21 protein-coding genes are annotated in these 22,718 nt (G+C 60.8%); 11 read left to right on the top strand and 10 right to left on the bottom strand.

Annotated features, from left to right (window positions below; translation table 11 throughout):
• Positions 1 to 96: 96 nt before the first annotated feature.
• The 11 genes from CKW16_RS31135 to CKW16_RS31080 all read left to right on the top strand — a co-directional run bounded on the left by CKW16_RS31135 (position 97) and on the right by CKW16_RS31080 (position 9,327).
• A complete protein-coding gene (locus CKW16_RS31135; protein WP_095133498.1) occupies positions 97 to 1,788 on the top strand; it encodes a nitrite reductase in 1,692 nt (563 codons plus the stop codon).
• A gap of 24 nt (positions 1,789 to 1,812) precedes the next feature.
• On the top strand, positions 1,813 to 2,127 hold the full coding sequence (locus CKW16_RS31130; protein ID WP_095133496.1) for a c-type cytochrome: 315 nt from the start codon (positions 1,813 to 1,815) through the stop codon (positions 2,125 to 2,127).
• Between the two features lie 16 nt (positions 2,128 to 2,143).
• Positions 2,144 to 2,470 carry a cytochrome c gene (locus tag CKW16_RS31125; RefSeq protein WP_095133494.1) on the top strand — a complete coding sequence of 109 codons (327 nt, stop codon included), beginning with the start codon at positions 2,144 to 2,146 and terminating at the stop codon, positions 2,468 to 2,470.
• Entirely contained in the window at positions 2,467 to 3,645 is a 1,179-nt protein-coding gene (locus CKW16_RS31120) for a cytochrome D1 domain-containing protein (protein ID WP_095133492.1), read from the top strand. The genes CKW16_RS31125 and CKW16_RS31120 overlap by 4 nt, the downstream gene beginning before the upstream one ends.
• A 1-nt stretch (position 3,646) precedes the next feature.
• Positions 3,647 to 4,105, top strand: a complete 459-nt coding sequence (locus CKW16_RS31115) for an Lrp/AsnC family transcriptional regulator (RefSeq protein WP_095133490.1) — start codon at positions 3,647 to 3,649, stop codon at positions 4,103 to 4,105.
• A complete protein-coding gene (locus CKW16_RS31110) occupies positions 4,102 to 4,617 on the top strand; it encodes an Lrp/AsnC family transcriptional regulator (protein WP_095133488.1) in 516 nt (171 codons plus the stop codon). Before CKW16_RS31115 ends, CKW16_RS31110 begins: the two co-directional genes overlap by 4 nt.
• Positions 4,610 to 5,053, top strand: coding sequence for an Lrp/AsnC family transcriptional regulator (locus tag CKW16_RS31105; protein WP_095133486.1), 444 nt, complete (start codon positions 4,610 to 4,612; stop codon positions 5,051 to 5,053). Before CKW16_RS31110 ends, CKW16_RS31105 begins: the two co-directional genes overlap by 8 nt.
• On the top strand, positions 5,028 to 5,543 hold the full coding sequence (locus tag CKW16_RS31100; RefSeq protein WP_095133484.1) for an Lrp/AsnC family transcriptional regulator: 516 nt from the start codon (positions 5,028 to 5,030) through the stop codon (positions 5,541 to 5,543). Before CKW16_RS31105 ends, CKW16_RS31100 begins: the two co-directional genes overlap by 26 nt.
• 205 nt (positions 5,544 to 5,748) lie before the next feature.
• Positions 5,749 to 6,927 (top strand): heme d1 biosynthesis radical SAM protein NirJ, encoded by a 1,179-nt coding sequence (gene nirJ / locus CKW16_RS31090; protein ID WP_095133482.1) that lies wholly within the window; start codon positions 5,749 to 5,751, stop codon positions 6,925 to 6,927.
• Between the two features lie 70 nt (positions 6,928 to 6,997).
• The gene (gene cobA, locus CKW16_RS31085; RefSeq protein WP_095133480.1) at positions 6,998 to 7,837 is read left to right on the top strand and encodes a uroporphyrinogen-III C-methyltransferase; all 840 of its coding nucleotides are present in this window, start codon (positions 6,998 to 7,000) and stop codon (positions 7,835 to 7,837) included.
• Positions 7,834 to 9,327 carry a nitrite reductase gene (locus CKW16_RS31080; protein WP_095133478.1) on the top strand — a complete coding sequence of 498 codons (1,494 nt, stop codon included), beginning with the start codon at positions 7,834 to 7,836 and terminating at the stop codon, positions 9,325 to 9,327. Before cobA ends, CKW16_RS31080 begins: the two co-directional genes overlap by 4 nt.
• Before the next feature lie 685 nt (positions 9,328 to 10,012).
• Here the strand turns inward: CKW16_RS31080 and CKW16_RS31070 are convergent.
• From CKW16_RS31070 to CKW16_RS31025, 10 genes are all read right to left on the bottom strand, one after another.
• Entirely contained in the window at positions 10,013 to 10,756 is a 744-nt protein-coding gene (locus tag CKW16_RS31070; RefSeq protein WP_095133474.1) for an SDR family NAD(P)-dependent oxidoreductase, read from the bottom strand.
• Positions 10,757 to 10,864: 108 nt separating this feature from the next.
• The gene (locus CKW16_RS31065) at positions 10,865 to 11,368 is read right to left on the bottom strand and encodes a nitrous oxide reductase accessory protein NosL (RefSeq protein WP_095133472.1); all 504 of its coding nucleotides are present in this window, start codon (positions 11,366 to 11,368) and stop codon (positions 10,865 to 10,867) included.
• A 33-nt stretch (positions 11,369 to 11,401) separates the two neighbouring features.
• On the bottom strand, positions 11,402 to 12,232 hold the full coding sequence (locus CKW16_RS31060; protein WP_033062172.1) for an ABC transporter permease: 831 nt from the start codon (positions 12,230 to 12,232) through the stop codon (positions 11,402 to 11,404).
• Complete coding sequence (locus CKW16_RS31055) at positions 12,229 to 13,152, bottom strand: ABC transporter ATP-binding protein (RefSeq protein WP_095133470.1); 924 nt, start codon at positions 13,150 to 13,152, stop codon at positions 12,229 to 12,231. Before CKW16_RS31055 ends, CKW16_RS31060 begins: the two co-directional genes overlap by 4 nt.
• Positions 13,149 to 14,438 carry a nitrous oxide reductase family maturation protein NosD gene (locus tag CKW16_RS31050; RefSeq protein WP_095133468.1) on the bottom strand — a complete coding sequence of 430 codons (1,290 nt, stop codon included), beginning with the start codon at positions 14,436 to 14,438 and terminating at the stop codon, positions 13,149 to 13,151. Before CKW16_RS31050 ends, CKW16_RS31055 begins: the two co-directional genes overlap by 4 nt.
• A 27-nt stretch (positions 14,439 to 14,465) precedes the next feature.
• Complete coding sequence (gene nosZ / locus CKW16_RS31045) at positions 14,466 to 16,388, bottom strand: TAT-dependent nitrous-oxide reductase (RefSeq protein WP_371918064.1); 1,923 nt, start codon at positions 16,386 to 16,388, stop codon at positions 14,466 to 14,468.
• A gap of 53 nt (positions 16,389 to 16,441) precedes the next feature.
• Positions 16,442 to 18,655 carry a transcriptional regulator NosR gene (gene nosR / locus CKW16_RS31040; RefSeq protein WP_095133464.1) on the bottom strand — a complete coding sequence of 738 codons (2,214 nt, stop codon included), beginning with the start codon at positions 18,653 to 18,655 and terminating at the stop codon, positions 16,442 to 16,444.
• Positions 18,656 to 18,949: 294 nt separating this feature from the next.
• Positions 18,950 to 20,338: an oxygen-independent coproporphyrinogen III oxidase gene (gene hemN, locus CKW16_RS31035; RefSeq protein ID WP_095133462.1), complete on the bottom strand. Its 1,389-nt coding sequence runs from the start codon at positions 20,336 to 20,338 to the stop codon at positions 18,950 to 18,952.
• Positions 20,339 to 20,361: 23 nt separating this feature from the next.
• The gene (locus CKW16_RS31030) at positions 20,362 to 21,705 is read right to left on the bottom strand and encodes a hypothetical protein (RefSeq protein ID WP_095133460.1); all 1,344 of its coding nucleotides are present in this window, start codon (positions 21,703 to 21,705) and stop codon (positions 20,362 to 20,364) included.
• A gap of 116 nt (positions 21,706 to 21,821) precedes the next feature.
• Positions 21,822 to 22,265 (bottom strand): CopD family copper resistance protein, encoded by a 444-nt coding sequence (locus tag CKW16_RS31025; protein ID WP_095133510.1) that lies wholly within the window; start codon positions 22,263 to 22,265, stop codon positions 21,822 to 21,824.
• Positions 22,266 to 22,718: the final 453 nt, after the last annotated feature.

Below are 22,718 nucleotides of genomic sequence, written 5' to 3'. Positions count from 1 at the left end.
TGGCCTGCTCGGGCATAGCCTTGCACGGCACTAAGAACCTGCGTTCTGTGCTGCCGTTTCAGCACATCGCAAAGGTCTTGCCTGAGGAGAAATGGAATGCTGATCAGCAATAGAAAAACGTTTGCCCTGACCCTGACCACGCTGTGTTCGGCACTGGCCCTGGCGGTGAGCCATGCCGCCAGCGCTGAAGAGCCCGCCGCCGCTGCGGCCAATCCGCCCATGGTCAAAACCGCTGGTGCTCCCGACATGAGCCAGGCCGAGTTCGACTCATCCAAGGAAATCTACTTCCAGCGCTGCGCAGGCTGCCACGGTGTTCTGCGCAAAGGGGCGACGGGCAAACCACTGACACCGGACATTACCCAGAACCGCGGGCAACCGTTTCTGGAAGCCTTGATTACCTACGGTTCACCGGCGGGCATGCCGAACTGGGGGACGTCCAATGCGCTGACCAAGGATCAGATCACGGTCATGGCCAAGTTCATTCAGCACACGCCGCCGACGCCACCGGAATGGGGCATGGCCGAGACGCTGAAAACCTGGAAAGTGCTGGTCAAACCCGAGGACCGTCCGAAGAAGCAGCTGAGCAAACTCAACCTGCCGAACCTGTTTTCGGTGACGTTGCGCGATGACGGCAAGATCGCCCTGATCGACGGTGACAGCAAGAAAATCGTCAAACTCATCGAGACCGGTTACGCGGTGCACATCTCGCGGATCTCTGCCTCGGGTCGCTATCTGTTGGTGATTGGTCGAGACGCGCGGATCGACATGATCGACCTGTGGCCGGTCGAGCCGACCAAGGTCGCCGAAGTCAAAGTGGGCATCGAGGCCCGCTCGGTCGAGACCTCCAAGTTCAAGGGCTACGAAGACAAATACACCATCGCCGGTTCTTACTGGCCACCGCAATTCACCATCATGGATGGCGAAACCCTGGAGCCGAAACAGATCGTTTCGACCCGCGGCATGACCGTCGACAAACAGGAATATCACCCGGAACCCCGGGTCGCGGCGATCATCGCCTCCCACGAATGGCCGGAGTTCATCGTCAACGTCAAGGAAACCGGCAAGGTGATGCTGGTCAACTACCAGGACATCAAAAACCTCACCGTCACCTACATCGACGCCGCGCCTTTCCTGCATGACGGCGGTTGGGACAGCACGCACCGCTACTTCATGACCGCCGCCAACAACTCCAACAAGGTCGCCGTAATAGACTCCAAGGAGCGCAAGTTGACTGCGCTGGTGGACGTCGGCAAAACCCCTCACCCGGGTCGCGGCGCCAACTTCAATCACCCGACCTACGGCCCGGTCTGGGCCACCAGCCACCTCGGTGATGACGGCATCTCGCTGATCGGCACCGACCCGACCAAACACCCGCAATACGCCTGGAAGCAAGTCGGCTCACTCAAGGGCCAGGGCGGCGGTTCGCTGTTTATCAAAACCCATCCCAAGTCTCGCCACCTGTACGTCGACACCACCCTCAACCCGGACGCCAAGCTCAGCCAATCGGTGGCGGTGTTCAACCTCGACAAGCTCGACGCCGGCTACACCGTGCTGCCCATCGCTGAATACGCGGGCATCAAGCAAGGCGCCATGCGCGTCGTGCAACCGGAATACAACAAGGCCGGCGATGAAGTCTGGTTCTCCGTGTGGAGCGGCCAGGCAGACGAGTCGGCGCTGGTGGTGATCGACGACAAAACCCTGAAGCTCAAGTCAGTCATCAAGGACAAACGACTGATCACACCCACCGGGAAGTTCAACGTCTACAACACCCAACACGACATCTATTGAGCTCCATCAATGCAAGGAAACACCATGAAAAATACTCTGTTCTCACTGTTCGCCCTGACCGCTGCGCTGAGTGTGCAGCCGGCCATGGCCCAAGACGCGCTGGAGCTGTTCAAGAGCAAACCCTGCGCAGCCTGCCACTCCATCGACACCAAGATTGTCGGCCCTTCGCTCAAGGAAGTGGCTGCCAAGAACGCTGGCGTACCCGGGGCCGTGGACACCCTGGCGGGGCACATCAAGAACGGCACACAAGGCAACTGGGGGCCGATGCCAATGCCGGCCAACCCGGTAACGGATGAAGAAGCAAAAGTGCTCGCGACCTGGGTACTGACACTCAAATAACCGCCTGGAGGGCGTCATGATGGTTTATCGACACGCTGTGATTCTGGCGGCCCTCCTCCTCATTTGCGCAACCGCGGTTGCAGCGCCGGACGCCCAGCGTCAGGCGCAACTCGAACACCTGCTGACCCAGGACTGCGGCGCCTGCCATGGGCTGCACCTGACTGGCGGGCTGGGCCCGGAACTGACGCGCGCAGCGCTGGCCGGCAAGTCCAGGGACAGCCTGATTGCCACCGTTACCCAAGGCCGGCCCGGCACCGCGATGCCCGGTTGGGCCCCGTTGCTCAGCCCTGACGACATCCGTTGGCTGGTCGATCTTCTTCTCCAGGGAAATCCCGCACCATGATCCGTTCAATCCTGCTGTCAGCGGCGACCGGGCTGTTGTTGTCCGCTTGCGTTCAACCACCGTTGCGCGGCACTGGCGACTTGGGCGTGGTCGTGGAGCGCGCCACCGGTAGCGTACAAATCATCGAAAGCGACACCCACACCGCGCTGGCCCGACTCGAGGGTTTCGGCGACCTGTCCCATGCCTCGGTGGTGTTCTCGCGTGACCAGCGTTTCGCCTATGTATTCGGGCGCGACGGCGGGTTGAGCAAAATCGATTTGCTGGCCCGGCGTATCGATCATCGCGTCATCCAGGGCGGCAACAGCATTGGCGGCGCCATCAGTCAGGACGGCAAGTTGATCGCGGTATCGAACTACGTGCCCGGTGGGGTCAAGGTGTTCGATGCCGACACCCTGCAGCAGGTGGCCGATATTCCGGCCACGCCCTTGGCCGATGGCACCAAGCGCTCCCGGGTGGTCGGCCTGGTCGACGCGCCGGGGCAACGTTTTGTCTTCAGCCTGTTCGATACCGGCGAGATCTGGACCGCCGATTTCAGTCAGGGCAACACACCGCAGATCAGCCGTTTCACCGGCATCGGCCAGCAACCCTACGACGCCCTGATTACTCCCGATGGGCGCTATTACATGGCCGGCCTGTTCGGTGAAGACGGCATGGCCCAACTCGACCTCTGGCATCCAGAGCGCGGGGTGCAGCGGGTACTCGGCGATTACGGACGCGGCCAGGCGAAACTCCCGGTCTACAAGATGCCGCACCTGGAAGGCTGGGCCGTCGCCGATAACCAGGCCTTCGTGCCCGCCGTTGGCCGTCATCAGGTGTTGGTGATGGATTCGCGCACCTGGCAGCAGACCGCTGTGATCCCGGTCGCTGGCCAACCGGTGTTCGTCACGTCGCGCCCGGACGGTCGGCAGCTGTGGGTCAATTTCGCCTACCCGGACAACGATCGGGTTCAGGTCATCGACACCGAATCCCACGCCGTGGTCGCCGATCTGCACCCGGGACCGGGAGTGCTGCACATGGAATTCACCGCACGCGGCGACCAGCTGTGGCTGTCGTTACGCGACGGCAATCAGGTGCAAGTCTGGGATCCGTACCGCCTGAAGCTGCTGAGCACCCTGCCCGCCAGTGCGCCGAGCGGCATCTTCTTCAGCAGTCGCGCGCAGAAAATGGGGTATTGAAATGAACCTTGAGCTGCTCAGTCGCCAACTCATCGACCGCTTCCAGCACGGCATGCCGCTGTGCCCGTCACCGTACAAGGAGATGGCGCGGATTCTCGGTTGCCGCGAATCGCAAGTGATGGCCTGCCTGGAAGAAATGGATCAGGCCGGCACCCTCTCACGCATCGGCCCGGTGTTCGAACACAGCCGCGCCGGGGCCAGCACCCTCGCCGCCCTCGCCGTGCCCGCCGAACGCCTGCAACAGGTGGCCGATCGCGTCAGTCAGTACCCGGAGGTCAATCACAACTACGCACGGGAGCATTTCTACAACCTGTGGTTTGTGCTGACCGCCCCTGATCGCCAACACATCGACCGCGTGCTCAAGGAACTGGAGAACGACACCGGCCTCATGCCGCTGGACCTGCCGATGTTGACCGCCTACCGCATCGACCTCGGCTTTGCCCTGGGAGAAAAATCATGAAGCCCGGATTGAGCCCCCAACAAGCGCTGGCGCTGCGTCGGCACCTCGAAGGCGGATTGCCGCTGGTAGCGCGCCCCTATCAGGAACTCGCCGAACGGATAAACACCGACGAAAACCAGGTGCTCGAGCAAATGCGCCAGTGGAGCGAGCAAGGGCTGTTTCGCCGTATCGGCCTGGTGCTGCACCATCGCACGCTGGGCTTTACCGCCAACGCCATGCTGGTGCTGGATATTCCCGATGCGCTGATCGACGAAGTCGGCCAGCGCCTGGGGCGAGCGCCCGGCATTAACCTCTGCTATCAGCGGCCCCGGCGCTTGCCGCAGTGGCGGTACAACCTGTTTTGCATGGTGCACGGGCGTCAACGTGACCAGGTCGAGGCGCAGATCCAGGCGTTGCTGGAGGAGCATCTGCTGAGCGACCTGCCCCATCAATTGCTGTTCAGCACCCAGGTCTTCAAGCAGTGCGGCGGACGCTTTGCGCCCTCGCGAACAGGAGCAACGACCCATGGATGACCTCGACCGTCGCCTGATCAACCGCTTGCAACTGGGCTTGCCTCTGGTGCGCCACCCTTGGCGGGTATTGGCGGCCGAACTGGAGAGCAGCAGCACTGAACTGCTCGACCGACTGCATGCCCTGCTCAATGACGGCGTGCTCACCCGCTTCGGCCCGATGTTCGACATTGAACGGCTGGGCGGCGCCTTCACCCTCGCCGCGCTGGCGGTCCCGGAAGAACGTTTTGAAGACGTCGCCGAGCAACTGCAGGGCCTGCCTGAAGTGGCGCACAACTATCGACGCGAGCACGCCTGGAACATGTGGTTCGTGCTCGGCTGCGCGACCGAACACGCCATCACCGAGACGCTGCAGCGCATCGAAACCCTGACCGGCCTGCCGCCGCTCAACCTGCCCAAAGAGGAGACCTACCATGTCGGTCTGTATTTCCCGGCCTGAAGACACCCTCGTCCAGCGCCTGATCGTGTTGACCCAGGCCGGTCTGCCGCTGCTGGACGACCCGTGGGCATGGCTCGCCGAACAGCTGGGGCTGAACATCGAAGCCACCCTGGATCTGCTCAAGCGCTTGCAGGCCGAGGGCGCGATTCGGCGGATCGCCGCCGTGCCCAATCACTACCGACTGGGCTATCGCCACAACGGCATGACGGTCTGGGATGTGCGCGACACCGACATGCCGCGCCTCGGCGCGCTGATCGGCGCGCAACCCTTCGTCAGCCACTGCTATCGCCGTCCGCGCCGACCCGACTGGCGTTACAACCTGTTCGCCATGGTGCATGGCCGCAGCAGCGATGAAATCAACAACTACCGCGAGCACCTGCGCTACTTGCTGGGCGACGCCTGTGGGGCCGACGAGATGCTGGTGAGCAGCCGCATCCTGAAAAAAACCGGCTTGCGCTTAACGCCAGTCAGTTCAACGCAGACCTTGTAGCAGCTGTCGAGCTTGCGAGGCTGCGTTCGGCTGCGCAGCAGTCGTGAAATCAGGCAGTGCGGTGTTTCAGATAAACCTCGCACACAGGTTTTACGACTGCTGCGCAGCCGAACGCAGCCTCGCAAGCTCGACAGCTGCTACGGGCATTAGGCTTACGTTTGCCGCCCGCTTCGCGCTGAACACACCCTGACTCAAGGAGAGTTGCATGTTGAGGATCAGCCAATACCTGCGTGCGCTGGCCGGCCAGGCGCCTGCACCCAGAACCAGTCCACCGGGCAGCAATCGGGCGCCGGTGGTGATCTGGAACCTGCTCAGGCGCTGCAACCTGACCTGCAAACATTGCTACGCCACCTCGGCCGACAGTGTCTTTCGCGACGAACTGGATACGGCCGCCGCGCTGACCGTGATTGACGATCTGCACGATGCCGGCGTCAAGGTGTTGATTCTTTCCGGTGGCGAGCCGCTGTTGCGCGAGGATCTGTTTGTGCTCAGCGCCTACGCCCGGACCAAGGGTTTCTTTGTGGCCTTGTCCACCAACGGCACGCTGATCGATGTGCACAACATCGCGCAGATCAGTGCGGCGAATTTCGACTACGTCGGGATCAGCATCGATGGTCTGGAAGCCACCCATGACGCCTTCCGCCAACTCAAGGGCAGCTTTGCCCGTTCCATGCAGGCGATCCGGCTCTGTCGCGAACAGAGCATTCGCGTCGGACTGCGCACCACCCTGACCCAGCAGAACCACCCACAGTTGCCCCAACTGCTGGCGCTGATGCGCGAGTACGACGTGCAAAAGTTTTATCTGTCGCACCTCAACTACAGCGGTCGCGGCAAACGCAGTCGCAAACTCGATGCGCACCAGCAGATGAGCCGCGAGGCCATGACGTTGATCTTCGAGCGCGCCTGGGCAGACATCCAACAGGGCCGCGACAGCGATTTTGTCAGCGGCAACAACGATGCCGACGCCATTCTCCTGCTGCAATGGGCAGGCCTTCGTCTGCCTGAGCATTACCCACGCCTGGAAAAAATGCTCCGCGCCTGGGGCGGCAACGCATCGGGCAGCGGCATTGCCAACATCGACAACACCGGCGAAGTACACCCGGACACCTACTGGTGGCAGCACTCGGTGGGCAATGTCCGGCGCACGCCGTTCCGCACGTTGTGGCTGGATCAGCCGGATGCCCTGCTATCGCGTCTGCGTGAACATCCCCGAGCCGTCGGTGGCCGTTGCGCGCAATGCCGCTGGTTGCCCATCTGCAATGGCAACACCCGAACCCGCGCCTGGGCCGAGGGTGACTTGTGGGGCCAGGACCCCGGTTGCCACCTCAGCGATGACGAAATCGGAATTCCGCCGTCAGTAAACATCCCTTGCATCACCCACTGAATAGCCCGTCCGGCCAACCACCTGACAAAGGCTGGGGCCGGTCAACCTGATGAAGCACCAAGGACGTCCCATGCCTCCATCGATTGCTATACCGGCCACACTTGAGTCCCCGTTCCGGCCGGGCGAAGTTGCCCTGGTCGGCGCCGGCCCCGGCGATCCACGCCTGCTGACCCTGCGCGCCTGGAGCCTGTTGATGCAGGCCGACGCCGTGGTCTATGACCGACTGATCAGCTCCGAACTGCTGAGCTTGATTCCCCTGACCTGCGCCCGCCACTACGTCGGCAAGGCCAGCGGCTGCCACAGCCTGCCCCAGGAACAGATCAACGAACTGCTCGCCGACCTCGCCGATCAAGGGCAGCGCGTGGTCCGGCTCAAGGGCGGCGACCCGTTCATTTTTGGTCGGGGCGCCGAAGAGCTGGAGTACCTGCTGCAACGCGGCATCGACTGCCAGGTGGTCCCGGGCATCACCGCCGCTTCCGGCTGCAGCGCCTACGCGGGCATACCGTTGACCCACCGCGACCTGGTCAATTCCTGCCGGTTCATCACCGGCCATTTGCAACGCGATGGCGAGTTGTCGCTACCCTGGAGCAGCCTTGCCGACAGTAGCCAGACCTTGGTGTTTTACATGGGATTGTCGAACCTCGGGATCATCGCTCAACGCTTGATCGAAGCCGGGCTGTCAGCCGATACACCGGCGGCGCTGATCAGCAACGGCACGCGTCCCGACCAGCATGTCGCCCGAGGCAAGTTGCACCAATTGCCAACCCTGGCGCTGGATTGTCCACCGGGCATTCCGACGCTGACGGTGATCGGCACCGTGGTCGATCTGTTTGCAGCAGAACAACTGGAATACCCGGCGCGGCTTTACCCGGCTAAAGCGCTGCAACGCCATGCCAAGGTGGCGATATGAGGCGTCTGATCCTTGCCCCCTTGTTATGGGTCAGTGCGGCGCATGCCGGCGCAGCGGTTCCGGCACTGGAACACGCCGCGGAAAACTATCAGCAGCATTGCCAGAGCTGTCACGGAATCAACCGTCTCGGTGGTGCGGGGCCGGCGTTGTTGCCGGAGAGTCTCAGCCGGATCAAACCCGATGAAATCCGCAGCGTGATCCAGAACGGCCGCCCCGCGAGCCAGATGGCCGGCTATGCCAACGTGTTCAGCCCCGCGCAGATCGACGCACTGGTGGATTACCTTCAGCAACCGCCCGCCACTCCGCCCACCTGGAGCAATGACGACATTCTCGGCAGTCACTCGATGCTCGCAGACCTCAGCAAGCTGCCCACCAAGCCCCAGCACGGCGCCGATCCGCTTAACCTGTTCGTGGTGGTGGAGGCCGGCGACCATCACATCGACATCCTCGACGGTGACCGCTTTGAGGTGCTGGCGCGGTTTGCTTCGCACTTCGCCGTGCATGGCGGGCCGAAGTTCTCGCCGGACGGGCGCTTCGTCTACTTCGCCTCCCGTGACGGCTGGATCAGTCTGTATGACCTGCACAACCTGAAACTGATCGCCGAGGTTCGCGCCGGTCTCAACACCCGCAACCTGGCGGTGAGCAAGGATGGACGCTGGGTGCTGGTGGGCAACTACTTGCCCGGCAACGTGGTGGTGCTCGATGCCCGCGATCTGTCGCTGGTCAAAACCATTCCCACGATCGGTCAGGACGGTACCGCGTCAAGGGTCAGCGCGGTCTACTCCGCCCCGCCGCGCGACAGTTTCATCGTGGCGCTCAAGGACGTGAAGGAAGTCTGGGAACTGTCCTGGGCCGGCACACCGGATTTCGAACCACGACGGATCCCTGCCGGGGATGTTCTCGACGATTTCTCCTTTTCACCGGACTACAAACAGCTGCTGGCCACATCGCGCAAGGCCCAGGGCGGTCAGGTGATCGACCTCGACAGCGGCAAGGTGGTCACCGACATCCCGCTGCCGGGCATGCCGCATTTGGGCTCGGGGACCTATTGGAAACGCAACGGTGAGTGGGTGTTCGCCACGCCGAATATCAGCAAGGGGCTGATCTCGGTCATCGACTTCAAGACCTGGAAACTGATCAAGGAAATCCCGACCCTGGGGCCCGGGTTTTTCATGCGCAGTCATGTCAATTCACGGTATGCCTGGAGCGATGTGTTCTTTGGGCCGGACAACGATGCGATCCACCTGATTGACAAACAGACCCTGGAGATCGCCCACACCTTTCGCCCGATGCCCGGGAAAACTGCCGCTCATGTTGAGTTCACTCGGGATGGCCGTTTCCTGCTGTTGAGCATTTGGGCCACCGACGGTGCGCTGATTGTTTACGACAGCAACTCTCTCAAGGAGATCAAACGCCTGCCGATGAACAAGCCTTCGGGCAAGTACAACGTGGGGAACAAGATTGAGTTTGCCGAGGGGACTTCGCACTAGGCCTCCTGCCGTCACGCACATCCCTGTAGCAGCTGCCGAAGGCTGCGTTCGGCTGCGAAGCAGTCGCAAAATCAGACGCTGCGGTGTGTCAGGTTTACCGAGGATGCAGGATTTACGACTGCTGCGTCCGATCGCGGCCCGAGCCTAACGCAGCCTTCGGCAGCTGCTACAGATTGTGTAGTGGCTTCAGCTCAAGGTGTAACCGTTGATCGTTCCCACGCGCAGCAAAGGAATGCATCCCGTGACGATCCGCGTCACCAGTGCGCAGGACTCAAGTCTTGCGTCGACAGCGGAACGCGGAGCGTCCCTGGCGGCATTCCCACGCGGAGCGTGGGAACGATCAATGGGTGAGCGCTGAATGCTGTTGATCTTGCTTTGGCTGTTGATCTTGCTTTGGCTGTTGATCTTGATCTGCCCCGTCGGAAGGCCGAGCGCAGGTTCTGCGCAGTGGGCACCGCGGCAAGGATGCCGCGGTAGCCGCCCCCGGCCATGGATGGCCGATGGCGGCGGGCCCACGGAGCAGGACCGGAGCGAGGGCATGCCGAGCCTAGGCGAGGCACCGTACGTCAGGGGCACGAGCGTTTGGTTACTTGGCGCTTTTCCAAGTGACCCGCTGTAAAAGCGGAACCAATAGCAGCCGCTACCGCAGAAACGGATATGTACGCCGAACGTAAATATTTACCCTTCAGCCCAAGGTGTAACCGTTATCAACCTTCCAGTCCTGACCATAAACACCCCGAGCCCCCTGCGACAGCTGAAAAACAATCACATTGGCCACCGCCGCCGCATCAAGAAAATGACCCGGCAACAGACGTTTACCAAGGGTGTCAGCAACATCGCCAAGCTCCCCCTCGCTCAACCCCAGGTTGTCCCACATCGACGTCGCAGTCGGCCCCGGAGAGACCAGATTAATGCGCACATCAAAGCTAGCAAACTCCACCGCCAACGTCCGCGCCTGAGCCGCGAGCGCAGCCTTGCTGGCAATGCACGCAGCCAACCCCGGAAAACTCGAACCGGTCAGGAAACTCCCGACAAACACCACCGAAGCCGGGTTCGCCAACTCCCCCCGCAACGCCGCCAGCGTATTCAACGCCCCGGCACCATTAACCGCCCACTGGCGCTGAAAAGCCTGCATATCCAGGCTATCAGCCATTTCGGCGATCCCCGCATTGGGCACCAGATAGTCCACGGGACCAATCGCCGCCGCGCGCTCGGCTAACTCGCGCAGGTCTTGCTGACTCGTAACGTCCCCGGCAAACCACTGCAAACGCTCGCCGTAGATCTGCTGCAACGCCGGCAATTCACCGAGGGTCCGTGACATCGCCAGCACCTTGACACCGCGCGGTAACAGCGCGGCGCACAGTGCCAGGCCAATCCCGGAGCTGGCACCCGTGACCACCGCCAAACGATCCTGAAACTCGGTTTTCATCATTTTCTCCTGGGCATCGCGGATGCCAGCACTGGGAACATAGCGAGCCCTATCTTTGAACAGGAGAAGAAAAAACGACTTGACGGCGATCAGGCTTTTTCAACGGCGTTAGTGTTGCTGCAGCAGCGCCGGAGTGATCTCGCTGAACCGCAGCAAGCGACCGCCCTGTTCAGCGGCAAGCTTTTCAGCAGCCTGCCGACTGGAGAACGACGCCAGCACCACGCCCATGGCGCCTTTGAGTTGGGTACCGACCACGTAGAACGCGTCTTTGGCATCGATCAGTTGGGCGTCATCCGGCGCGTTCCAAGGACTGTGGCCCATGTCGTGGACATACAGTTTTGCATCGCCATGATGATTTTCCGGCTGCAACCACCAACCGATCATTTCCGCCGTGGAGCAGAACTTCTTGACCCCGGCCCGCTCGACCACTTCGCCCTTGGGCCCGGGAAATCCGTTGATGATCATCCCGCAGACATGGCATTCATCACTGGGATGAAAGACTGCGGCGGTGTCGCTGTAAGTGGCTTGCGCCGGGTTGTCACAAGCCGTAAGCAACAGGCACAACATCAGGCCCGCCACCGCGCGCATCGTCGTCAGGTAAAACGTACTCATCGTCAACTGCTCCAAAACTATCAAAGTGAAAATTCATGTCGCCCGGCGACGAAACAACAGCCAGGCTGAGCCCAACGGAACCGCCACCCACAGCGACAGGCACAGCCAGAGCATCGAGCCCGGCATCGGCAAATCGCTGCCCAGCGTCAGCACACCCGCGGTACTGGCGCCGGGCTCAAAACCGGAGAGGTTGATCAGGCGATAGATGTCAGCGGGATTGAGCAGCAGCAACCAGGGCAGGACTTTGGGGTTGAATTGCCCTTCGCTGAGCACCAACAGCGCCAGCAGCGCGAGATCGAACACCAGCACGAAGAAAAACCAGACACCCAGCGCCAGCCCGGCCGCCGTGGATTTCTCGGCGGACACACTGCTCAGCACATAGGCCAGCCCCAGAAACCCCCAGCCCAGCAACGTCGACGACGCCATGAACCGGCCAAAGGCCCAGAGCAACAGGCTCAGTTCGACATCGTCCACCAGCACCGCGATGGCCAGCATGGCGCAGCCGAAACCGATCAGTGTCGCCAGCGCCAGGATCAGCCCGTGACCGACAAACTTGCCCAGCAGAATCTGCCCGCGACCCAAGGGGTACGTCAGCAACAACAGCAACGTGCCGCTCTCGTCTTCGCCGACGATGGCGTCATAGGCCAACAGCAACGCAATCAACGGCATCAAAAACGTCGCCAGACTGGCGAGGCTGGCGATGGTGGCCGGCACTGAGGTGAAACCCAATTGCCCGGAAGCTGCGGCGCCCAGCCAGGCGATGCCGATGGCGAGCACCGCGAACAACACACTGATCGCCAACAACCAGCGATTGCGCAAACCGTCGCTGAATTCCTTGCGGGCCATGTTCCAGACAGCGTTCATACGGCCTCCCCGATCGGCGCCGCACCGGCCCGGCTCATGTAGTAGCGGTAAATATCTTCCAGAGACGGCTGATGGATTTCCACGTCGGCCGGTTCGTCTTCATTGAGCAGTTGGCGCAACAGCCCGAGCTTGCTGCCATTGAGCGCGGCCACTTCAAGCCCTTCGACGCCCCAGCGTTCAGTGATGTGCCCGGCGTTGTTCCAGCGTTGCTGCAAGGGTCCGGCGTGCTTCAGGCCGTTGGCGCGAATCAGCGTCGGCAACCCGGCTTCCTCACGCAAGCTGCGCAGACTGCCGAGAGCCAGCAGACGGCCCTGGGTCAGAATCGCTGCGCGGTTGATGTGCGCCTCGACGCCCGGCAACACGTGGGAGCAGAGAATGATGCTGGTACCCTGGCTGCGCAGGCGATCAAGCAACCGATAAAGGTCCTGGGTCGCGATGGGATCGAGGCCGACCGTCGGTTCGTCGAGCAACAACAAACGCGGCTCGCCGAGCAGCGCTTGCGCCAGCCCCAGGCGTTGACGCATGCCTTTGGAGTAGGTCTTGACCCGCCGATGCGCCGCACCGCCCAGGCCGACTTCCTCCAGCAGTGCGTCCACCTGGGCGAACGCAGCACCTTTGAGTCGCGCGAAATGGCGCAAGGTCTCAAGACCGCTCAGTTGCGGGTAAAACGTCACGTTTTCCGGCAGATAACCGAGCAGGCGCCGCACATGCGGATCGCTGGGCAAACGGCCGAACACCCTGACCTGCCCTTCGCTGGGCTGGAGCAGGCCAAGCACCAGTTTCATGCTGGTGGTCTTGCCCGCGCCGTTGTGCCCGAACAAACCCAGCACTTCACCTTCCGCCAGGCTGAGGTTGAGCTGATGCAACACGGTGGCGTGCCCATAACGCTGGCTCACGCCTTGTAGGTCGATGACGTTCATGCGTTGGGCTCCTGGGTCAGGGTTTGAGTGGATGACTTCATCAGCGGATGGCTGTCCAGCACCCCCGGCGATTTCATCACCGGAAAGGCCCGTTGCACCCAGCGCAGCAACTCGATGCCGGGGCTGTTCATCAGCAGGCGCACCTGCGGGTACAGCCACAGCAGACGGTCGACGTTGTCATTGGGTTCGTAGGCGATATCGCCGAGGCCATCGTTGTTGCGGTCCCAGCCCAGGTAATCGCTCCAGTAATTGCCCCGGCCATCCGCCGACCATTCCTGCAAGCGGGTGGCGACGTACTTGACCTGTCGCTGGTTGCCGACAAAAGCGTTGTCGGCGATGCGGTTATCTTCCGAGCCGGCGGTGAGATGAATACCCACGGCGCTGTGCTCGAAGTGGTTGTGTTCGATGCTGTTGAACAGCGAGTTGTAGATGAACAACGCCTTGCCCTCGGCGCCGCTGATCATGCTGTCGCCGGTCGAGCCGTCGCGCACGTCAGTGACGAAGTTGTCACGCAAGGTTGAATAGGTGATGTAGTTCATCAGGATCCCGTAGTTCTGATCCTGTTCGGAGCGATTGCCGATCACCATGAGCTTGCGGCTTTGCATCAGGGCGTAGCCGGTGCGGGTGCGTCGGGTGGTGTTGCCGATCAGCTGGTTATCGTTGGCGAACATGTAATGCACGCCGTAGCGCAGGTCTTCCAGGGTATTGCCCTGCAGCAGGTTGCCGTTGGAGGTGTCGATGTAGATGCCATCGCGAGTGTCGCGCACCTGATTGCCAATGACCTTGGCGCCATGCACCGCATACAGATGAATGCCGTTGCCGCGATCTTGCGAGCGCATCGTCGGATCGCCCTGAATGCGGTTGTCGATCAGGCTCACATCCGGAGTGCCATCGACCCAGATACCGAAGCCCTTACCCTGCAGGCGATTGCCTTTGATCACCGCGCCATGGGCCTTGGGCTGGATGAACACCGCCGCATTCATGGCGGTGAGGTCGTGCCCCCAGTCCAGAAAGGTGCAGCCCTCGATGCCGACATCCGGCGCACTGATGATCAAACCGTTGCCCTGCCCCTCGCCCAGAAACACCGCGCCGGGCTCGCAGACAATCTGCATCGATTGATCGACGCTGAACGAGCCACGGTATTCCCCCGCCGGCAGGTGCCAGCGTTGATCGGCGTCCACCTGCAACGGCAATGTGGTGATGGGTTGCACCGCCAGCGCGCTGCCGGACATCAGCAGGAGCGCAAGCGCAATGACCTTCACCGGGTTTCCCTTGCTATCAGTCATTGCTTCGCTCCTGTCGATGGGCAACGGTCAGGCCTTCTCGACCTTCATGCGGCCGACCATTTCCATGTGCAGCGCATGGCAGAACCAGCTGCAGTAGTACCAATGCAGGCCAGCCTTGTCGGCGATGAAGGTGATCGATGCCGTCTGCTGCGGGCTGATCTCCATGCTGACGCCATGGTTGGTCATCACGAAGCCGTGGGTCACGTCTTCAATCTGGTCGATGTTGGTGATGGTCACCGTGACCTCGTTGCCCTGTTTGACGGTGAACTCCGGCATGCCATAGGCCGGGGCCATCGAGGTCATGTAGACGCGGACTTTGTTACCGTCGCGGATGACCTTGTTGTCGGTCTCCAGCTTGATCCCGTCCTTCGCAGCGATGACCACGGTTTCGGCAAAAAACGGGTCGTTGCGGTCCCAGATTTTCTTGGTCTTGATCTGGTCGCGGCGGGCCATGACGCAGTCGTGGGGTTCGGCGAAGGCCGGGCCGTCGTGCACCAGTTTCATTTCTTCACCGGAGATATCGATCAACTGATCGTTTTCCGGGTGCAGCGGGCCGGTCGGCAGGAAGCGGTCCTTGGAAAACTTGCTGAGGACCATCAGCCATTGGCCGTCGGCCTCACTGGTTTCAGTCAGCGAGGCATGGTTGTGGCCCGGCTGGTACTGCACGTCGAGTTTCTGCTTGATGTAGTTGACCTTCTCGCCGGTGTACGCGCGAATGGCTTCTTCCACGTTCCACTTCACCACCTGGCTGTCGATAAACAGCGTGGTGTAGGCATTGCCGCGGCCGTCGTAGGTGGTGTGAAGCGGGCCAAGACCCAGTTCCGGTTCGCCGACCACCACGTCGCGCGGGTCCTTGAATTTGTCGTCGAACAGATCGTCGAGCTTGGCGATGGCAATGATGGTGCAGGTCGGCGAGAGCTTGCCGTTGGCAATGAAGTATTTTCCATCGGGCGAGGTATTGAGGCCGTGGGGGTTCTTCGGCACCGGGATGTAACGGGTGAACGCGCTGTCCTTGCCTTCGGTTTTACGACCGTCGACCACCGGCACTTTCGAGCCGTCGAGGGTGATGAACTTGCCGGCCTTGATCGCCGCTTCGATGCGCGGGATGTTGAACACCACCACCCAGTCGCGTTCGTTGCGCATCATGCCGCCCAGGTCGTAGGCCTTCTCCGAGTTGTAGCAGGTCGAAGCGGCATACTTGCCGGTGTAGTCGGCGTCGGTGTTATCGAGGTTGCCGTCGACGATGACCTGGAAGGACATCTCCATCTTCTCGGCATCGATGGCGTTGAACATCGTGTAGCTGTTCTTGTCTTGCAGGTCGAAGGTGCTGCCGTCATTGGGGTGCGGAATCACGAATTCGGCGTTGGCGAATACGTACTTGGTGTGCGGCACTTTTTGCAGGCGCAGCCCGTGAACCGCCTGCACATTGGGCACGGTGAGCATCTTGTCGCACTTCATGATGTCCAGACGGATACGCGCAACGCGGCTGTTGGCCTTGTCATTGATGAACAGGTATTTGCCGTCGTACTTGCCGTCGGTCATCGACAAATGCGGGTGGTGGCAGTCGCCATTCTGGAAATGCGCGCTGTCGCCCATGATCCGTTTGCTTTCGTTGGTCAGGCCCCAACCGGTGGCGGAGTCGACGTTGAACACCGGAACACGCAACAACTCGCGCATCGACGGAATGCCCATGATCCGCACTTCACCCTGATGGCCGCCGCTCCAGAAACCGTAGTACTGGTCCAGCTCGCCCGGCCCGACGTGGGTTTTCAGTTGCGCGTCCTTGGCCGCTGCCGCCCATGTCTCACGGGTGAACACTGCGCCACCAAGGGCCGTGGCGCCAGCCAGTACCGCGCCGGTCACCGCGCTGGTGCCCAGGAAGCCGCGACGACTGAGGCCGGTCGATTCCGGCACTTCAGCTACTTTTTTGGATTCTGTGTCGTTCATCAGGTGTTTTCCTTGAAGGGATAAAAACGGTCACTGCGGACAGGCGCTCGCGGGATTCATTCCAGAGCGGTCACTTCCACGACAGGTATCAGTTGCACAGCGGCGGGTGCCGCTTTGCCGCGCTTCTTGCGCTTATTGATCAGCGGCGGGCATTTGTTGTCGTTCTGGTACGTCATCTGGCAATCGAGGCAGTAGTGGCACTCGTTGGCATTGATCCGGCCATCGGGATGAATCGCCTGGATCTCGCATTCCTTGGCGCATAGTTGGCAGGGCGTGCCGCAGTCCTTGCGGCGTTTGAGCCAGTCGAACAGGCGAAATTTGCTCGGAATCGCCAGCGCCGCACCCAACGGGCAGATGTAGCGGCAATAGACTTTGCGCGTGAAAATATTGATGACCAGCAGCGCCACCGCGTAGAGCACGAACCACCACTGGCGGTCGAACCTGAGGGTGATGGCGGTCTTGAACGGTTCCACCTCGGCGAACAGTTCGGCGGTGGACATCGACTCCAGGGAGATGCCGAACAGCAGCAGCAAAATGATGTATTTGATCGCCCACAAGCGCTCATGCACCGCGAAGGGCAATTCGTATTGGGGGACTTTCAGCTTGCGCGCGGCCTCGTTGATCAACTCTTGCAAGGCGCCAAACGGGCACAGCCAGCCGCAGAACACGCCACGCCCCCACAGCAGAATGCTGGCGGCGGCGAAGACCCAGAGCATGAAGATCAGCGGATCGGTGAGAAACAGCTCCCAGCGGAAGTGATCGAACAGCGCATGGGCGAAGGTCAGGACATTGACCACTGACAACTGCCCCAGCGCGTACCAGCCGATAAACACCACGGTAAAGACCAGGTAACCGCGACGCAGCCAGTGCAGAAAATGCGGCCGGCGGGTGAAGGTGTCCTGCAGGAACAGGATCGCCGTCAGCAGCAGCAACGCAGTCCCGAGCACGGTGATCTGGAAGGATTTCTGGTACCAGATGTTCAACCACATTGGCCGGCTGGCTTCCTCGAGGGCGGCCAGTTCTTCGGCGCTGGGCAGTGGGCGCTCAAGGTAGGGCTCGGGCAATTGATAGGCCAGTTCGAAGCTGCTGAACGTCCCGCTGACCGGGCCGGTCTGGCGACGTACCAATAACTCCAGAGACCAGGGCGATCCCGGATCAAACTTCGCTGGTTCGCGCACGATGAAAATCGACATCTCAGTGAACTCGGGCATACCTTTGGCAAACACATCCGAGAGCCGCTGATGGTCCATGTCGCGAAAGCTGATGACATTCCCGAACTGGCGTAATTGCACCCGATCGAAGATCCCGCCGCGCACATACCCCGAGCCTTTATAGGAAAACAGCCCACGGCCCAGCACCGCGATGGCCTGCTCGCCGGGCTTGAGGTCTTGCATGAGGAAGCGATATTGATTGTCGCCCAGCAGCGCGCGGCCGATGGTCGGCGGATTCAGGTCGGCGGTGTACAGCTCGATAAAGGTCTCATCAACCTGATCGGCGGCGGCGTTGTCGACGCCTTCGGCATCGGTGCCCTTGAAGGCTACGTCGACTTTCCCACGGGTCAGGTTCAAACGGCGGATGGCGCCGTTGCCGGTCAGTTGTTCCCAGGTGGCGGGCTCGAAAAAGTCCTGGCGCACGGTGGCAGGCTTGCGCGCCACACCGGCCGTGTCCTCGATCAGCTTGAGCGATACGGCCACATCGTGGGCAGCGCGCATGATGACCTCGTTGACCACCATCGCCGTGACGGTGGCCCCTGCAATCGCATCGACGGTAACCGCGTTCGGGTCACTGGAATGGCCAACGACGACCCGCTGGCTGACTTTGACGCCTTTGTATTTGGCGCTGAAACCGTGAAGTTTTGCCTCAGGAATGCCAATCAGCAGAATCGGCTCGTGGTGTTCCAGCACATAGGCATCCTGAATCATGCCGGTCGTGTCGAGAATCACCTGGGTGTTGATCGGTTTGCCCGAGTAGGCCGGAATATCCACCACGTCCAGGCTCTGGAACACATAACCGATGACCTTGCCGGCGGCGGACAGCGTGCGCACCTTGAACCGGCCTTCGGGGGCGGAAACGGAATCGGTCTGAGGGAAGGTTTTCTCGATGCGCTGCTGCTCGATGTCGCCGTATTGCTTGGCCTGCGCTCCTTCGAAGGTGGCGAGCATCAGCATCAGCAGAACCACCAGCCCGACGCCCCAGGCGCGCAGGTTGGCGTGTATCGAAGGCTGATGGATTGTCATGGGTTCGCTGATTTCAAAAGGGCTTTCGGTCATGTTAGGGAGCGTTGCGCCCCCTGCCCTTGATTGAAATCAACTTAAAAAATTAGCCCCGGAAGACAGACTCTAGGGTAATGCCGATCAGCCAAGTCACACGCAAACCTTGTAGCAGCTGGCGAAGCCTGCGTTCGGCTGCGCAGCAGTCGTGAAATCAGCCAACGCGGAGTGTCAGACTCACCGTGCATTCAGGTTTTACGACTGCTGCGCAGCCGAACGCAGGCTTCGCCAGCTGCTACAGAATTTGCGTTGCGGCTGAAATGGTTTAACTGATCAGCATTAGGTTCCAGGGTCTCAAACCGTGCGTGAAAACTGGCCTTTTTGCTCACCACCCAGATAGGCGTCAAACGCCATTGCAGCACTGCGCATCATCAAATGCCCTTGTGGCAGCAGCACCAATTCGTCGCGGTGAATCTGCAGCAATCCATCGTGCACATGCTCGCCCAGTTGCGCTAGCGCTTCGGCAAAATACTCGGTGAAGCGAATGCCATGCCGCGCTTCATACTTGTCGAACGCGATACGGCCATGGCACATCAGGTCGCTGATCACCTCGCGGCGCAGCAGATCGTCGGCGTTCAAGCGGTAACCGCGATGCACCGGCAGCAACCCTTGATCGATACGCGCGTAGTACTGCGAAAGCTCCTTGACGCTCTGGCTGTAGCTGTCGCCGACCTTGCCGATCGACGACACCCCAAGGCCAATCAAATCGCAGTCGGCATGGGTGGAATAGCCCTGAAAGTTGCGCTGCAACGTGCCATTGGCCCGGGCCAGCGCCAGTTCGTCATTCGGCAAGGCGAAATGGTCCATGCCGATATAGACATAACCGGCCTCGGTCAGACGGCGGATGGTCAGCTCGAGCAGTTCCAGCTTGCGCTCCGGTGGCGGCATGTCGGCGGGGCGAATCAGCCGTTGCGCGCGGACCATCTCCGGCAGATGCGCGTAGCTGTAGGCGGCAATCCGGTCCGGACGCAGCGCGATGATCTTGCTCAGGGTGACGTCGAAACTCTGCACGGTTTGCAGGGGCAGACCGTAGATAAGGTCGACGCTGATCGACTTGAATTGCGCCTCTCGCGCCGCAGCGACCAGCGCATAAATCTGCTCTTCACTTTGCTGGCGATTGACCGCCGCCTGCACGTCGGGGTCGAAATCCTGCACGCCGAAACTCAGGCGATTGAAGCCCAACTGGCGCAGCGACTGGATCTGCTCGGTGCTGATGGTGCGCGGGTCGACCTCGATGGAAAACTCATGGTCATCGCTGTCATCCATGTTGAACGCCTGGTGCAGGCAGTCCATCAGGTCCGCCAGCTGCTCGCTGGTCAAATAGGTCGGCGTGCCGCCCCCCAGGTGCAATTGAGTGAGTTTGCGGGTGTTGTCGAACAAGGCCGCCTGCATCGCGATTTCACGCTTGAGGTACTTCAGGTACTCGACGGCGCGATGGGTTTTCTGGGTAATGATTTTGTTGCAGGCGCAGTAGTAACAAAGGCTTTTGCAGAACGGGATGTGGATGTACACCGACAACGGTTTCGGCGCGGCCACCTGATTGCTGTCACGGGCGGCACGCTGATAGTCGTCAACGGCAAACGCCTGGTGAAACTGCGGCGCCGTGGGGTAAGAGGTATAGCGCGGCCCCGGGCGGTCGTACTTTTCGACCAGGGCGCGATTGAAATCAAATGTCGTGTTCATGATCGATCAACTCGCAAATGGGGTTAATGCCTTGCACCGCCCAAATCCTTTTCAAACAGGTTGCAGATGGCATCCACTTCCGGCCGACCGGCGGGAAGGATGCTGATGAAACGGTCTGACAATTCAATCAACCCATCCCGGCTCAATTGCTCCAGCAACGGCCAGACGGTGGAGAAATACTTGGAAAAAACCAGCCCGTAGCGCCGCTCGATGGCGCGAATATCCAGTTCCTGATCACAGGCCAGACGCTCCATGACCATTTGCCGGATCTGATCCCCCGCCTCGAAGCGCCAGCCTCGACACGTCGGCAATTGCCTCATGTCCAGTTGTTGCTGATAGCGTTCAATCTCGTCGGTGTTTTGCGTATACAAATCGTCGATCTGACTGATTGCACCCAGACCAAATCCAACATGATCGCAATAGCCGTGACGGGAGAAACCCTCGCAGGTACGGCGCAACCGGCCTCGCTCCTGGGCGACTGCCAAATCATCATCAGGCCGGACAAACTGCCCCAGACCGATGTAGTGATAACCCGCGCCAAGCAGTTGATCAAAGCAGATCTGGCGCATCGCGCCTTTATCGTCCTGGCTGCACAGCGCTCTGACTTTGTCGCCGAGCACCGGCCGATAGCGCCGTGGTGGCCGGGCATAATCGAACACCATCAGCCGGTCCGGCTCCAGCTCGATAATGCTCGCCAGCTTCAGCGCAAAACTGTCTGGCGTCTGCCAGGCATGGCCAAAACCCAGATCGACGTTGATGGATCGAAAACCAAAGGTGCGCGCGGCATCCATGAGCGACTGGATCGGCGCCGGGTTCTGGTAGCAGGCCACCGACCTGTCACAGTCGGCGTCGATATCCGGAACGCCGATGCTCACATGATTGAATCCCTGGTTACGCAGCAACCCCATGGTTGACCAGTCGGTATGGTGAAGATCGACCTCGACGCTGTAGTCGCCGCCTTCATGTTCGAGAAAGTTGAACCGGCCACGCAGATGACTCATCAGCCGCTCCAGATGGGCAGGCGCGGGAGTGCCACCCCCCAGATGAAACTGCTCGACCCGTTGCTCCGCACCCAGGTGGCAACCGACGAGGTCGATTTCACGCTCCAAGTGCTGGAGGTACTGCTCGATGTCGCTGTGCTCGCCAGCGACATCACGCGGGGAACAGGACGACGGTTTGAGGCTGGAAGGCAGTTGCACGTTCAGGGACAGCGGACGGCACTTCTGGCGGCTGACGCGCAGCGCACGGAGCAGGTCCAGAGAGCCAATACCGTCATGAAATTTTTGCGTGTCGGCATGACAGTTAGGGTCAAGCACGCCTTGATCGCACCGGGCGATCTCGCCTGGGTTGTGAAATAAATCGAGCATGACGGTCTCCGAGACTGGCTGCGGATTTACAGTCTCCGGGTTTAACCATCAATGCTCCTTGATTTGCGTCAAGCGCAAGCGAAGTGTCTGCACAACGGACCACCGGTCAGCCCCGATTACCACGTCAGGTAAAACATGCCCTTGGCCAGCAGCACGATAACGACCATGTGGCAAAACAGGCTGCCGTGGATGAAGTGCAGGTATCGCGGGCTCATCCGGCCGCTTTTGAACAAAAACATCGCGCCGAGGAAATGCAGCAGCACGCTCACGGCCACTGCGATTTTCAACGCCAGCAATGTGCCGAACGATGAGGACAGTGGTGAGGCCAGGGCTGGCAAGTAACGCAACCAGACCATGCCCAGACCGGCACCGAACAACACCAGCAGCACCCACGGCATCAGCGAGCGAGCCCGGCGGCCGATGCCCTGCTCCACCAGCAGCATCACCCTGGCGGGTAACTGTTTGCGGATGTTTTCCAGGAACAGGACTTCGAAGAACACCGTGCCGATGAAGATCAGCGCGGCAAACAGGTGCAAGGTCAGAATCAGCGGATAGATCATGGTGTTTTCGCCTTGGGTCAAGGCAACCCGCGCTACGGCGAACATTGGGGTGAGCGCACTGGCTGTCGGTCTCTTGAGACTACAGAGACCGTCGGGCCATGCGGTTGACACTGATCAAGAAAGCCGTTTAAACCCCCCAGGCTAGTGTGCATATCCGTTTCTGCGGTCACGGCGGATATTGGTTTCGCTTTTACAGCGAGTCACTTGGAAAAGCCCCAAGTAACCAAGGGCTCTTGCCCCTTTCGTTCGGTGCCTCGCCCTGGCTCGGCATGCCCTCGCTCCGGTCCTGCTCCGTGGGCCCGCCGCCATCGGCCATCCATGGCCGGGGGCGGCTAACCCGGCATCCATGCCGGGTTGCCCACTGCGCAGAACCTCCACTCGGCCTCTCGATGGGGCGGTGCATCAAGATCAAAAGCTGCAGGCGAGCTAACGCTCGGCCTGTTGAGTGGTGAG

The organism is Pseudomonas sp. Irchel s3h14 (genome assembly GCF_900187425.1).
In the GTDB taxonomy this organism is placed as follows: Bacteria; Pseudomonadota; Gammaproteobacteria; order Pseudomonadales; family Pseudomonadaceae; genus Aquipseudomonas.
The sequence above is the reverse complement of the archived record's forward strand: the minus strand, read 5'-3'. Positions and strand labels throughout refer to the sequence as shown.

Excerpts from the sequence above, each read along its gene's own strand:
- CKW16_RS31135 (WP_095133498.1), top strand. The coding sequence starts at position 97 with ATGCTGATCAGCAATAGAAAAACGTTTGCCCTGACCCTGACCACGCTG.
- CKW16_RS31130 (WP_095133496.1), top strand. The coding sequence starts at position 1,813 with ATGAAAAATACTCTGTTCTCACTGTTCGCCCTGACCGCTGCGCTGAGT.
- CKW16_RS31125 (WP_095133494.1), top strand. The coding sequence starts at position 2,144 with ATGATGGTTTATCGACACGCTGTGATTCTGGCGGCCCTCCTCCTCATT.
- CKW16_RS31120 (WP_095133492.1), top strand. The coding sequence starts at position 2,467 with ATGATCCGTTCAATCCTGCTGTCAGCGGCGACCGGGCTGTTGTTGTCC.
- CKW16_RS31115 (WP_095133490.1), top strand. The coding sequence starts at position 3,647 with ATGAACCTTGAGCTGCTCAGTCGCCAACTCATCGACCGCTTCCAGCAC.
- CKW16_RS31110 (WP_095133488.1), top strand. The coding sequence starts at position 4,102 with ATGAAGCCCGGATTGAGCCCCCAACAAGCGCTGGCGCTGCGTCGGCAC.
- CKW16_RS31105 (WP_095133486.1), top strand. The coding sequence starts at position 4,610 with ATGGATGACCTCGACCGTCGCCTGATCAACCGCTTGCAACTGGGCTTG.
- CKW16_RS31100 (WP_095133484.1), top strand. The coding sequence starts at position 5,028 with ATGTCGGTCTGTATTTCCCGGCCTGAAGACACCCTCGTCCAGCGCCTG.
- nirJ (WP_095133482.1), top strand. The coding sequence starts at position 5,749 with ATGTTGAGGATCAGCCAATACCTGCGTGCGCTGGCCGGCCAGGCGCCT.
- cobA (WP_095133480.1), top strand. The coding sequence starts at position 6,998 with ATGCCTCCATCGATTGCTATACCGGCCACACTTGAGTCCCCGTTCCGG.
- CKW16_RS31080 (WP_095133478.1), top strand. The coding sequence starts at position 7,834 with ATGAGGCGTCTGATCCTTGCCCCCTTGTTATGGGTCAGTGCGGCGCAT.
- CKW16_RS31070 (WP_095133474.1), bottom strand. The coding sequence starts at position 10,756 with ATGAAAACCGAGTTTCAGGATCGTTTGGCGGTGGTCACGGGTGCCAGC.
- CKW16_RS31065 (WP_095133472.1), bottom strand. The coding sequence starts at position 11,368 with ATGAGTACGTTTTACCTGACGACGATGCGCGCGGTGGCGGGCCTGATG.
- CKW16_RS31060 (WP_033062172.1), bottom strand. The coding sequence starts at position 12,232 with ATGAACGCTGTCTGGAACATGGCCCGCAAGGAATTCAGCGACGGTTTG.
- CKW16_RS31055 (WP_095133470.1), bottom strand. The coding sequence starts at position 13,152 with ATGAACGTCATCGACCTACAAGGCGTGAGCCAGCGTTATGGGCACGCC.
- CKW16_RS31050 (WP_095133468.1), bottom strand. The coding sequence starts at position 14,438 with ATGACTGATAGCAAGGGAAACCCGGTGAAGGTCATTGCGCTTGCGCTC.
- nosR (WP_095133464.1), bottom strand. The coding sequence starts at position 18,655 with ATGACCGAAAGCCCTTTTGAAATCAGCGAACCCATGACAATCCATCAG.
- hemN (WP_095133462.1), bottom strand. The coding sequence starts at position 20,338 with ATGAACACGACATTTGATTTCAATCGCGCCCTGGTCGAAAAGTACGAC.
- CKW16_RS31030 (WP_095133460.1), bottom strand. The coding sequence starts at position 21,705 with ATGCTCGATTTATTTCACAACCCAGGCGAGATCGCCCGGTGCGATCAA.
- CKW16_RS31025 (WP_095133510.1), bottom strand. The coding sequence starts at position 22,265 with ATGATCTATCCGCTGATTCTGACCTTGCACCTGTTTGCCGCGCTGATC.